The organism is Pannonibacter sp. SL95 (genome assembly GCF_026672425.1).
Classification (GTDB): domain Bacteria; phylum Pseudomonadota; class Alphaproteobacteria; order Rhizobiales; family Stappiaceae; genus Pannonibacter.
In genome coordinates this window covers 741162-752401 of sequence record NZ_JAPPRC010000004.1, presented here as the reverse complement: position 1 = coordinate 752401, position 11240 = coordinate 741162, and the positions used below count along the sequence as shown (strand labels likewise).

Genomic DNA, 11240 nt, shown 5'->3' with positions numbered 1-11240 from the left:
GCCGTCTGGTGGAACAGCCTTTGCCGCGCAATGCCTGCGCGGAGCGAATGTGGCCGGTGCCGAATTTGGCGATACGATCGGCAAGCTGGGAACGACGCATTTCTACCCCACGCGGGAGACGCTGGCCTATCTCGCCAGCAAGCGCATGAATGTCGTCCGGTTTCCGTTCAAATGGGAACGGTTGCAGCCGGTGCTCAACAAGCCCTTCGACATGAATGAACTGCAGCCGCTGATCAACAGCGTTGCCCTAGCGAAAAGCATGGGCTTCAAGGTCATCCTGTCGCCACATACCAACGCGCGCCACTTCGGCAAACAGATCGGCTCACGCGAGGTGCCAGCCAGCGCCTTTGCTGACTTCTGGACAAGGCTGGCAAAGCTCTATGCCGGGGATCAGGACATCATATTCCTGCTGCAGAACGAGCCCGACTTCATGGACGCTGCCTTCTGGCTTCCCTCCGCCAATGCTGGCATCGCCGCAATCCGGAAGACTGGCGCGGACAATATGATCCTGGTGCCTGGTACGATCTGGACGAGCGCTTACCATTGGTATGCAGACCAGAACGGCGGCAGCAATGCCGCCGTGATGAATGGTATTGTCGATCCTCTGGACAACTATGCCTATGACATTCACCAGTATCCGGATGAAGACTTTTCTGGAACACATCGGACCTGTCCAGCCAAGGACACGGCGATTGAGGCGCTGCAACGGGTCACTGACTGGCTGAAGGCATCCGGAAAGCGCGCCATCCTCAGCGAATTCGGGGGGACATCGTCCCCCGATTGCCTGGCTGCGATCCGGGAAATGGCCGGCTTCATCAACGACAATCCGGAAACCTGGATCGGTTGGACCTACTGGGCAGCTGGCGATTGGTGGGGCGATTATCCGCTGTCCATCCAGCCTGAAACAATGGGCGGAGCCGATCGGCCGCAGATGGATGCACTGGAGCCTTATGTGCTAGGAAGCTCGGGAGAAATACCAAGCTGTTCAGCGTTGGACGCCCAACGAGGTGGCTTGCGAACAGCCCGATGAGATCTGGACATCACCCATGACAGCCACCTCTGACAGCAATTTGCTGCCGCGCCCCCTGGCACTCGACGGATCGCCGGCCCTGTTGCTCGGCCCGTCTGGCCGGACCGGCGTGGTGCTGATCGAGGACTGGGGCTACGAAGGCCTTTGTGCAAGGCGCGGCATGCGGCTTCTGGCCGAGCAGCTGGCGCGTGAACACTATCCTGTGCTGCGGTTCGATCTGCCTGGCATGGGAGGCTCACTGGCTTCGCCGGAGACGATTGAAGGCATCGACCGGCTGGATCAGGCGCTGGACGCTGCCATCGATGCTCTCAAAGCGGAAGCCGGCGCTGAACAGATCGTCCTGGCGGGCCTTGGGCTTGGCGCATTGCTGGCCGCCCGTCGGATGGCCCGCAATCGGCAGAGCATTGGCGCCCTCGTGCTCATGGCACCACTTCTGTCCGGTCGGCTGTATCTGCGGGAAGCACAGATCCGCGGTGCAATGATTGCGGAGCGTACCCGCGTTGCACCCGATTTGCCTGAAGGAGCAGCCATGAGTGTGGCGGGTCTGGCCATGAGCAAAGGCCTTGCCCGAGACATCAAGGCAGCAAGCCTTGGCGAAGCTGCAATACCCGATGATTGTCCCGTTCTTTGCCTGCCACGTCCGGGCAGGACGGGCGAAGAGGAGTTCGCGGCAGCTTTGCTGGCCAATTGCCAGAGCGCGGCCAGCGTCCCCTTTTCTGGCTATGATGCGATGATGACCGATCCGACACTGGCGGAAGCGCCGTTAGCGGATATCCAAGCTATTGCCGACTGGCTGCAGCAAGTGCTTCCGGGCACGCCCTCTTCCCTGAGCAGTCCAGAGACAAGGTCAGCTTCCGACCCGGCCGTGCTGAAAGGGGACGATTTCAGTGAGGAGTTGGTCACGCTTGGCCGCCGCGGCTCGCTTGTTGGAACCTGGTGCATGCCGGACGGCCAGGTGCGGCGCGGCCGCACGGTCTTGTTCCTGACCGCTGGAGGAACGCCTCGCACCGGTTGGGGCATGGCGACACGGGAGACCGCCCGGGATCTGGCCCGGCAGGGCATTGCATCCCTTCGGCTGGATGTCTCCGACATTGGCGACAGCGCGGCGGCACCAGGAGCGCCAAGCCCGGTGCACTACAGCGCAAGGCAGCAGGAAGATATCGCCGATGCGCTGGCATTCCTCGAGACAAGGAACGCCGGCGAGATCATCGCGACGGGCGCCTGCAGCGGCGCCTATCTGGCCTTGCGCGGGGCCATCGCCGATGCGCGCATCAAAGGCGGTGTCTGCGTTAATCTGCAACGTTTCTTGTGGGATCCGCGCGAGAATATCGGTGACCTCTTGCGCTTCGACCATGGTGATACGGCCGACTACGCCCGCAAGCTGTTCGACCCGGCGCGGATCAAGAAGCTGCTCAAGGGTGAGGTGCCGGTCTTTGCTCTCATCGGCTTCCTGATCCGGCGCGCGCTGAACCGCTTTGAGCGCGCCAGCGCGCCCTATGCTCTGGGCCTTACAACGTCCTCACGGCTGCGCCGGCAGATCAACAATGACCTCGCAACGCTGGATCGCCGTGGCCAGACCGTCGACCTGATTTACAGCGAAAGCGACCCAGGGCTTCCATTCCTTGCACAAACCCTCGGCGCTCGCGGCAAGGATGCAGGCAAGTACAAGAATTTGCGCCTCACGTTCCTCGACGCCACGGATCACAATCTGACGCCGATATCTGCAAGAACCACCGTGCGCGACACGCTGCTGCGGCACGCTCTGGCCGATATTGCCGGCTGACTGAGCCTACGCGGGTTCACTCCGCATCAGGCTGGTTCTGCGGGGCGGCCGCGATGAAGGCGGGGAGTTCCATGGCGGCGGTGTGGATGCGCCGGATGACCGGATAGGGCTCCATGTCGACGCCGAACCGGCCGTTGTTGGCGACCTGTGCGACGAGGCAGATGTCGGCCATCGTCGGCGTGTCGCCATGGCAGAAGCGGCCGGTCTGCGGATCATTGGTGAGATGCTGTTCCAGCGGGCCGAAAGTCTCGGCAACCCAGGTGCGGAACCAGTCAGCGACGGCTGCATCATCAGCGCCAAAGCGGCTGCGCAGGGCGTTGAGAATGCGCAGGTTGTTCACCGGGTGGATGTCGCAGGCAATCATCTGCGACAAGGCCCTGACGCGGGCACGGCCAGCAGGATCGCGCGGCAGCAGCGCCGGCTCCGCGATCACCTCATCCAGAAACTCGATGATGGCCAGCGACTGGGACAGCACCATGCCGTCCGACCACACGAGCGTCGGCACCAACCCTTGAGGATTGACCGCAAGATAGGCAGGATCGCGATGCTTGCCGAGCCGCAGGTGGTGAAACTCTGACCGGTAGCTGACGCCCTTGAGGTTCAGCGCAATGCGGGCCCGGAAGGACGTGGAGCTGCGGAAATACGTGTGAAGGACCACTTCGCCCATGGCGCTCTCCCGGTCAGGATGGACAGGAAGAGATTGATTGCCAATGTAACCAATCGCCGTCAAGCGCGGACTGTGTCCCTCGCCATGATCATCAGGGCAAGAGGACGAAGACAGGGCCATGGCTGGCGCCTGTCTCCGGGCTGGACGTCACTTGCCGTCGAACCAGATCTTCCACTGCGGAACGGCGCGGGCGAAGGTGCCGCGGTGGCTGGTGTTGCCGGTCGAAACCGCTTCAGCCATCGGATTGCCGGCGCCCATGGCCGACTGATAGTTCTGCGCCATCTTGGCAACACCCACGGTGATCGCCTCGTCGGTATCACCATAATAGTTGCGCACCGGGGTCTTGATCACCCAGCGATAGGACTGGGTTTCGGCAATCAGGCGGCCATAGGCGGATGCCGCAAAATACTGGGCGTCAAAATACTCAGGACGGATGAGCTTCTTCAGGTCCGTCGGGATTGCCGCCGGATCGACAGGCTCGCGGACATAGGCCTTGCGGGCAAGCTCATAGGTCTCATCGGTGAACAGCGAGCGGGCGAGACCCGGGATGCCGTAGTAGTTCTCGAAGGAGAAGCTCGACAGGATGAACAGGCTGTTGACCCAGACCGCGTCGTTCTTGCGCGGGAAGTTGAGGAAGCCGTTGAGCGCGGCAAACACGTCCAGCGGGGCGCTGGCGGTGGCCGTCGCCTTGACCGGAACGCCGTCCCGTTCCAGCTTTTCCAGCATCGCCATGGTGACAAAGCCGCCCTGCGACCAGCCGGCGAGATAAAGGCCGATGTCGGAGAGTTTCATGTCGGCAATGACCTCGCGGCTCGCGGTCAGCATGTCGGTGGTGGCCTGCTGGTGGCTGGCCTTGACCATGTAGCCTTCCGGCTCGGTCGAGGAGCCCATACCGAAATAGTCGGCGCCAATCAGCAGATAGCCTTGCCCCGCGAACTGGGCGATCATCAGCTGGGTTTCTGGCGACTGGTCGGGATAGGAGGGAACTTCCTGACGACCGTAGACCGTCCCGTGCTGGTAGGACACCAGCGGCAAGGCGGTCTGCGTGATCTCCGGTACGGCAATCAGACCGGTGGCGACAGTCGGGCGGCTGTCGCGCTCGGGGATGACCGACGGATAGGTGACACGGTAGAGCCGGACGGGGTTCGTGGCCGGCGTGTAGGTCTCGGTGATGCCGGCGAAGGCTGGCGTATCCTTGGTCAGGATCTGGTTCAGCTTGTCGACGTCCCAGCGGCCGATCAGCTGGTACGAGATGCCACTCGAGACGTTGATCACGGGCTCATCGGCCCGCAAGCTTGCCGGTGACATCAGGACAAGGCCAGCAGCGGCCCCGAGCGCGAGAAGAACACGGCGGGCGTTCGAGACAGCAGGGTGCACGGAAAACCTCGTCAGCTGGACAGGAGCGGCAGGATGCCACCGGGTCCTCGACTGATAGCCTGAAGCCAACAAAAAACCGTTATTTTACAAGGTTAACCGTTTACGTTATCCGCCTTAGGGCATCAGGCGTGCTCCATCAGGAGCACGACGACGGTGTTCGGCTCGAGCGCCTCGTAACTGTGATGCACGTCGCCCGGATAGGCGAAGTAGTCGCCTGGCAGCAGCTCCTCCAGCGCATCCACCGGCCCCAGCCTGGCCCGCCCAGTTGCCACGATGACATGCTCGACCGTGCCGGGAATATGGGGCGGAGACCGGCGCACGCGACCGGGCTGAATGTCCAGCCGGTACAGATCGCGCCGGACGGACTGTGCGCCGGCGCTCAGCAAGGTGCCAGTGTAGTCGGCCAGTTCCGAGCGGGTGCCCGGCCCCTCGCCCGCGCGGATCAGACGTGCCGGGGCCCGGCGTGGACGATCAACCAGCCGGCTGAACGGAACCCCGAGAGCAACCGCCAGCGTCCACAGGGTCTCAACGCTGGGATTGCCGTTGCCGGCTTCGACCTGGGACAGCGTCGATTTCGACAGATTGGCCCGGCGGGCCAGTTCGCTGAGGCTGATGCCGGCCTTTTCCCGCTCCTGCCGCAGGGCGTAGGCAATCCATTGCATCAGATCATCAGCGCCGGAACCCAAGGCCGGATCGGAGGTCTGGGGTGAACCGGCCGGTGCGAGGTCCGGGGTAGGGCTGTCAGACGGCGTCAGAGGCTTGCTCCGTTCGAAATAAAATTCAATCGTTCGACTTGACGAACGAATGCTGTTCGTTCAGTTTAGCAAACATGCGGACGATATTTCAAACACCGATCTTCAAACACCTGACACGACAAGACGTCAGCGACGTCGCCCTAGTGGGCGTGGCTGCGGCGATTGTGGGCCTGTCCTTTGGCGCGATTGCCACCGGCGGCGGGTTCCCGGTCTGGGTTCCAATCGTGATGTCACTGGTTGTCTTCGCCGGCGCGTCGCAGTTCGCCGCGCTCGGCGTGATCCTGGCCGGGGGCAGTCCTCTGGCTGCGGTCCTGGCCGGACTGATCCTCAATGCCAGGCACCTGCCGTTTGGCTTCACCGTCGCCAACCGGCTGAGGGCCAGTGTTCTCGAACGCATCCTCGGTTCACACGTGCTGACCGATGAATCGCTGGCCTTTGCCCTGAAGGACAGCGATCCGGATCGCAGCCGTGCACTGTACTGGGCCTGCTCGCTCAGCCTGTTCGTGTCATGGAATGCCGGGACAGCCGTTGGCGCGATCATGGGCGAGACGCTGGGGGATGCGGCCACATTCGGTCTCGACGCGGCGTTTCCAGCGGTGCTGCTGGCGCTGGTGCTGCCAGCGCTGAAAGACCGCCGGACGCAAGCTGGTGCCGGGATCGGCGCAGCCGTTGGCCTGCTGCTGACGCCGTACCTGCCAGCTGGTGTCCCGGTGCTGGTGTCCCTCGTCGGGCTCGTTGCCCTGATCGGACAGAAGCACCAGACCGAACCGCTCACCCGCGAGGAGCCAGCAGAATGAGCAGCGCCGTCATGCCGATCTCGGCCATTCTTGCCCTGGCAGCGGGCACCTATGCCTTCCGCGTTGCCGGCCCCCTGCTGCACGACCGCCTGACCCTGTCTCCGGCCCTGCAGAAGCTGTTCACAACGGCGGCGGTGATCATGCTGCTGTCACTGGTGATCAGCTCGACCATCCTCGACGGAGGTGCCTTCGCGGGCTGGGCCCGTCCGCTTGGTGTCGCGGCTGCCGCTGCCCTCTATTTTGCGAAGATGCCGTTTCCCGTGATCGTCATCGGGGCCGCCCTTACGACAGCCGGACTTCGGGCTTTTGGCGTTGCATAACGATGCCCCCAGCGACCAGCGCGAGCCAGACATAAAGCGGCTGAAACGCCAGGCGAACCCAGTAGTACCAGCCGGAAGACGGCAGCCCGTCGACAGCCAGCCCATTCAATGCATTGGCGATGTTCGCCGGGAAGACACAAATGAAGTAGATCGCCAGCATGATGCCGGCGAGACGCCGCGTGGCTGGCACCAGAAGCCCGATGGCACCAGCGATCTCGCAAGCTCCTGTCACCAGCACGACTTGCTCCGCGAAGGGCACAAAGCCTTCGATCATCGGGACATATCGTCCAACCGACAGGAAATGATCGACGCCAAAGAACACCAGGGCTGCAGCCAGTCCGAACCGCAAGCGGCTAGCCCAGTCGGGGATCGAGGCGATGCCAAGCCGGTCAGCCAACAGGGCAAGAGCGGCAATAGCGGCAACAAAAGCCAAAAACATCATGACAGACCCTCCTCACTATGTGAACAATGCTAACATTGCTCTCGCATGTGAACGGTGTCAACATGAGTGAAGTCCCCTACCACCACGGCAATTTGGCGACGACGATGCTCGACGCCGCGAATGCAATGCTGGAGCACATGCCGGCGGAGAAAATCGGCCTGCGGGAAATCGCAAGACAGCTCGGCGTGTCGGCGTCCGCGTCCTACAGGCATTTCGGCAGCAGGGAGGCCTTGATGGCAGCGCTGGCGGCACGAGGCTTCCGGCAATTGTCCGCCGAACTGGACCGGGCGGCGGCGCTGCCAGGCGACACTCCGGCCCTGCAACGTCTCGGCCGCGCTTATGTCCGGTTTGCGCTCGCAAACCGGAACCTGTTCGACCTGATGATGCGGCACCCGCGGGACGGCACGTCACCAGACCTCGAATCCTCAACTGCGGAGGCATTCTCGAGGCTGAGCGTTGCCGTCTCGCGACTGACTGGAACGCATCAGCGGGAAGCGACTGTGGGTGCGTGGGCCCTTGTGCACGGGCTGGCCATCCTGATCAGCGACCGTCAGCTGGCAGAAGACCTTATGCAAGACGACACACTTGATCGCTTGGTCGAGGTAACGACCGCAACCTATCTCGCAGGCCTGACCAGCCCCGCTCCGACGAGCTGAACCGCCTCAGCCGAACGCGTAAAGCGCGGCGAGGCCGACGCCGCCAACGATGATGCGCCACCAGGCGAAGGGCGCAAAGCCGTGGCGGCTGACGAAATCGAGCAGGGTCTTGACCACGAAGGCACCGGCGATGAACGAGGTGACGAAACCGACGCCGATGATGGCCGCGTCGTCCATGGAGAGCACGTCGCGGTTCTTGTAAAGGTCATAGGCGAAGGCGCCTGCCATGGTGGGCAGGGCGAGGAAGAAGGAAAACTCCGCCGCCGAGCGCTTGTCCGTGCCCATGAGCAGGGCACCAACGATCGTCGCGCCGGATCGCGACACGCCCGGGACCATGGCAAGGCACTGGCAGAAGCCGATGGCGAGGCTGAGACCCAGCGGATACTCCATCGCGTTGGTGTAGCGCGGCGTGAGCGGCAAGCGGTCGACCGCCAGGAGCACGAAGCCGCCCAGAATCAGCGTGATGCAGATCAGCATGGGCGATTCAAACAACACGGTCTTGATGAAGTCGTGGGCGAGGACGCCAATGACCACGGCCGGGAAAAAGGCGAGGAGCACGCTGGCGGCAAAGCGCCGCGCCGCCGGATCATGCGGCAGAGCGATGAACACGCGCCACAGACGGCCGAAATACACCGACAGGATGGCGAGGATCGCGCCGAGCTGGATCAGCACCTCAAAGGTCTTGCCCGTGCTTTCAAAGCCGAGGAAATGCCCCAGCAGAAGCAGGTGACCCGTCGAGGACACGGGGATGAACTCGGTCAGCCCCTCGACGATGCCGAGAATGAAGGCGCTGACGATCGTGTCGCTGGTCATGGCAATGTCTCCTCGAAAAAGACTTTCCCCGATGGGATTGAATCAACTGGCTCGGCGTGATCTATGCGGGGCTTCGCGACGGCCGTGAGGCGGCGCGCCAGAAACAGGATGCTAACCATATCCACCTAAACTGGCGTCCGCGCGCTGGGGGGCCGCGGCGCTGAAGGTCCAAATCAGATTAATGCTCACGCTCTATCATCATCCGTTCTCTCCGTCTTCCCGTTTTGTGCGTCTGCTGCTCGGTGAGTACGGTGCCAATTTCGAGATGAAAGCCGTCAACCCCTGGGAAAGACATCGGGAATTCCTGATGCTCAACCCGGCCGGGACCGTGCCGGTGCTCGTCGAGAATGATGGCCCGCCGATCTGCGGCCCGATGCCGATCATGGAATATCTGGACGAAACACGCGGCTATGCGATGGCGGACCGCCGGTTGATGCCGGATCATCCGGACCGGCGCGCCGAGACGCGCCGCCTCGTGGACTGGGCGCTGCGCAAATTCGACGACGAGGTGGTGGGACATTTCGTGCGTGAGCGCATTTACAAGCAGGACATGCCGCGCTCGGTCGGCGGCGGCGAGCCGGACTCGGCCATCCTGCGCATCGCCCGCGCAAACATCCACCACCACATGCGCTATTTCGGCTATCTTGCAGCCTCGCGCAAATGGCTGGCTGGCGACCGTCTGAGCTTTGCAGACTTTGCCCTGGCCGCAGAGTTTTCCTGCGCCGACTATCTGGGCGAGGTGCCGTGGGCAGAAGAGGAAAACGTGAAGGCCTGGTACGCCCGCGTGAAGTCACGCCCGAGCTTCCGTCCGTTGCTGGCCGAGAAGATGCTGGGGATGCCGCCGTCGCTGAGCTACGCGGATCTCGACTTCTGAGCCGTCAGACCCCGCTGCCCGGCCAGCGTCCAGCGCCGGCAAAACTGCGCGGCGCCCTTGAGGCCAAGGCGCTCGCGCTGGGGTTCAGTTCGCTTGCCGTGACCCGGCCTGACGCGATTGCCGATGCGCCGGCCCGGCTGCGCCAGTTCCTGGCGGACGGGTTCCACGGCTCCATGGCGTGGATGGCGGAGACAGAGGACCGCCGCGCGGACCCGCGCGTGCTGTGGCCCGAGGTTCGCTCCCTGCTCATCCTGACGATGAATTACGGGCCGGATCGCGATCCGCTCAGCCATCTGGCGGATCCCTCGAGCGGCGGAATTTCGGTCTATGCGCGCAACCGCGACTATCACGACATCATCAAGGGCAAGCTGAAGGAACTGGCCAGCTTTCTTGTCTCCCGGACCGGTGGAGACGTGAAGGTGTTCGTCGACACGGCGCCCGTGATGGAAAAGCCGCTGGCTGCCGCAGCCGGCACCGGATGGCAGGGCAAGCACACCAATCTGGTATCGCGGCAGCTGGGGTCTTGGTTCTTTCTCGGCTCGATCTTCACGACGGCGGAGCTTGTCCCGGATGCGCCCGAGCGCGACCATTGCGGGTCCTGCCGGGCCTGCCTTGACGCCTGCCCCACCGATGCCTTCCCCGCCCCGTACCGGCTCGATGCACGGCGCTGCATTTCCTACCTGACCATCGAACACGCAGGACCGATACCGCCAGAGTTTCGCCGTCCGATGGGCAACCGCATCTATGGCTGCGACGACTGCCTTGCCGCCTGCCCCTGGAACAAGTTTGCCCAGGTCGCACAGGAGGCGAAGCTGCAGGCGCGTGACGATCTCGTCGATCCGCCGCTATTCTCGCTGCTCAAGCTCGATGATGCCGGTTTCCGGGCGTTCTTTTCAGGCTCGCCGATCAAGCGCATCGGCCGGGACCGCTTCGTCCGCAACTGCCTGATCGCTGCAGGCAACAGCGCTGATCCGGCTCTCATCGATGCAGTGCTAAGCCTTGCCGGCGATGCTTCCCCTGTCGTGCGCGGAGCAGCGGCCTGGGCCCTTGGACAGCTGATGCCGGAAGCTGACTTTGCGGCGCACAGGGCTGCGGCCCTGGTCGAAGAAACGGATGTCACGGTGCGCAACGAATGGCTGACCGTGGCAGCAAAGGGGCTAGCCGAAGGCTCCTGACGCTGGCCCAGCACCTAGCGCGTCAAGTGCGCGAAGGCTGCGACGACGTCTTCATAGACCTTGCGTTTGAAGGGGACGATCAGGCCGGGCAGCCGATGGGCTTCCTCCCAGCGCCAGTCGCTGAACTCCTGCGAGTGACCGGCCGGCGGGGTCAGAATGTTGATCTCGTCCTCATCACCGTCGAAGCGGAAGGCATACCACTTCTGCGCCTGACCGCGGTACTTGCCACGCCGGGCGGTCGCGATCACCTCGGGCGGATAGTCATAGGCGTACCAGTCGGGGGCTTCGGCTAGCAAGGTGACGCTGGCCACCGAAGTTTCCTCGAACAGTTCACGCCGCGCCGCCTCAAGCGGATCCTCACCCGGATCAATGCCACCCTGGGGCATTTGCCAAGCGTAGCCAGGATCAACCTTGCCATGGCCATCATGCCGACGCCCTGCCCAGACAAGCCCGTCGCGGTTGATCAGCATGATGCCGACGCAAGGACGATAAGGCAGGCCATCAAACGCATCAGGCCGGGTTGGATCCAATAGCGGGCCTTGCACGCAACT

13 protein-coding genes are annotated in these 11240 nt (G+C 63.2%); 7 read left to right on the top strand and 6 right to left on the bottom strand.

All coding sequences use genetic code 11. The annotated features are described in order from the left end of the window. Window positions 1–49: 49 nt before the first annotated feature. A complete protein-coding gene (locus tag OVA12_RS14085; RefSeq protein ID WP_268138329.1) occupies window positions 50–1030 on the top strand; it encodes a glycoside hydrolase family 5 protein in 981 nt (326 codons plus the stop codon). A 16-nt stretch (window positions 1031–1046) separates the two neighbouring features. Next, window positions 1047–2813 carry an alpha/beta fold hydrolase gene (locus tag OVA12_RS14080; RefSeq protein WP_268138327.1) on the top strand — a complete coding sequence of 589 codons (1767 nt, stop codon included), beginning with the start codon at window positions 1047–1049 and terminating at the stop codon, window positions 2811–2813. Window positions 2814–2829: 16 nt separating this feature from the next. Here the strand turns inward: OVA12_RS14080 and maiA are convergent, their stop codons facing one another. The 3 genes from maiA to OVA12_RS14065 form a co-directional block, all read right to left on the bottom strand. After that, window positions 2830–3480 (bottom strand): maleylacetoacetate isomerase, encoded by a 651-nt coding sequence (gene maiA / locus OVA12_RS14075; protein ID WP_268138325.1) that lies wholly within the window; start codon window positions 3478–3480, stop codon window positions 2830–2832. Window positions 3481–3627: 147 nt separating this feature from the next. Continuing rightward, window positions 3628–4788: an alpha/beta hydrolase family protein gene (locus OVA12_RS14070; protein ID WP_268138728.1), complete on the bottom strand. Its 1161-nt coding sequence runs from the start codon at window positions 4786–4788 to the stop codon at window positions 3628–3630. Between the two features lie 191 nt (window positions 4789–4979). Next, entirely contained in the window at window positions 4980–5519 is a 540-nt protein-coding gene (locus tag OVA12_RS14065) for a helix-turn-helix domain-containing protein (RefSeq protein WP_268138323.1), read from the bottom strand. Between the two features lie 167 nt (window positions 5520–5686). Here OVA12_RS14065 and OVA12_RS14060 point away from each other — a divergent pair, with 167 nt between their 5' ends. Both OVA12_RS14060 and OVA12_RS14055 read left to right on the top strand, forming a co-directional pair. Then, entirely contained in the window at window positions 5687–6409 is a 723-nt protein-coding gene (locus tag OVA12_RS14060; RefSeq protein WP_268138321.1) for an AzlC family ABC transporter permease, read from the top strand. After that, window positions 6406–6729 carry an AzlD domain-containing protein gene (locus OVA12_RS14055; RefSeq protein WP_268138319.1) on the top strand — a complete coding sequence of 108 codons (324 nt, stop codon included), beginning with the start codon at window positions 6406–6408 and terminating at the stop codon, window positions 6727–6729. Before OVA12_RS14060 ends, OVA12_RS14055 begins: the two co-directional genes overlap by 4 nt. Here the strand turns inward: OVA12_RS14055 and OVA12_RS14050 are convergent. Then, window positions 6692–7171 (bottom strand): DoxX family protein, encoded by a 480-nt coding sequence (locus tag OVA12_RS14050; protein WP_268138317.1) that lies wholly within the window; start codon window positions 7169–7171, stop codon window positions 6692–6694. The genes OVA12_RS14055 and OVA12_RS14050 overlap by 38 nt on opposite strands. Before the next feature lie 62 nt (window positions 7172–7233). On the opposite strand from OVA12_RS14050, the gene OVA12_RS14045 reads away from it, so the two are divergent. Next, window positions 7234–7827 (top strand): TetR/AcrR family transcriptional regulator, encoded by a 594-nt coding sequence (locus OVA12_RS14045; protein WP_268138314.1) that lies wholly within the window; start codon window positions 7234–7236, stop codon window positions 7825–7827. Between the two features lie 6 nt (window positions 7828–7833). Here the strand turns inward: OVA12_RS14045 and OVA12_RS14040 are convergent, their stop codons facing one another. Then, window positions 7834–8640 (bottom strand): undecaprenyl-diphosphate phosphatase, encoded by an 807-nt coding sequence (locus OVA12_RS14040; RefSeq protein WP_268138312.1) that lies wholly within the window; start codon window positions 8638–8640, stop codon window positions 7834–7836. A gap of 181 nt (window positions 8641–8821) precedes the next feature. Between OVA12_RS14040 and OVA12_RS14035 the strand changes: the two genes are divergently transcribed. After that, window positions 8822–9514, top strand: coding sequence for a glutathione S-transferase family protein (locus OVA12_RS14035; RefSeq protein ID WP_268138310.1), 693 nt, complete (start codon window positions 8822–8824; stop codon window positions 9512–9514). Then, entirely contained in the window at window positions 9511–10689 is a 1179-nt protein-coding gene (gene queG, locus OVA12_RS14030) for a tRNA epoxyqueuosine(34) reductase QueG (RefSeq protein WP_268138727.1), read from the top strand. Before OVA12_RS14035 ends, queG begins: the two co-directional genes overlap by 4 nt. Before the next feature lie 14 nt (window positions 10690–10703). Here queG and OVA12_RS14025 read toward each other — a convergent pair whose 3' ends face one another. After that, a complete protein-coding gene (locus OVA12_RS14025) occupies window positions 10704–11219 on the bottom strand; it encodes an RNA pyrophosphohydrolase (RefSeq protein ID WP_268138725.1) in 516 nt (171 codons plus the stop codon). Window positions 11220–11240 lie beyond the last annotated feature (21 nt).

Bases quoted from the DNA above. Each gene is read 5' to 3' on its own strand.
- OVA12_RS14080 (WP_268138327.1), top strand. From the start codon at position 1,047: ATGACAGCCACCTCTGACAGCAATTTGCTGCCGCGCCCCCTGGCACTC.
- maiA (WP_268138325.1), bottom strand. From the start codon at position 3,480: ATGGGCGAAGTGGTCCTTCACACGTATTTCCGCAGCTCCACGTCCTTC.
- OVA12_RS14070 (WP_268138728.1), bottom strand. From the start codon at position 4,788: ATGTCACCGGCAAGCTTGCGGGCCGATGAGCCCGTGATCAACGTCTCG.
- OVA12_RS14065 (WP_268138323.1), bottom strand. From the start codon at position 5,519: ATGCAATGGATTGCCTACGCCCTGCGGCAGGAGCGGGAAAAGGCCGGC.
- OVA12_RS14060 (WP_268138321.1), top strand. From the start codon at position 5,687: ATGCGGACGATATTTCAAACACCGATCTTCAAACACCTGACACGACAA.
- OVA12_RS14055 (WP_268138319.1), top strand. From the start codon at position 6,406: ATGAGCAGCGCCGTCATGCCGATCTCGGCCATTCTTGCCCTGGCAGCG.
- OVA12_RS14050 (WP_268138317.1), bottom strand. From the start codon at position 7,171: ATGATGTTTTTGGCTTTTGTTGCCGCTATTGCCGCTCTTGCCCTGTTG.
- OVA12_RS14045 (WP_268138314.1), top strand. From the start codon at position 7,234: ATGAGTGAAGTCCCCTACCACCACGGCAATTTGGCGACGACGATGCTC.
- OVA12_RS14040 (WP_268138312.1), bottom strand. From the start codon at position 8,640: ATGACCAGCGACACGATCGTCAGCGCCTTCATTCTCGGCATCGTCGAG.
- OVA12_RS14035 (WP_268138310.1), top strand. From the start codon at position 8,822: ATGCTCACGCTCTATCATCATCCGTTCTCTCCGTCTTCCCGTTTTGTG.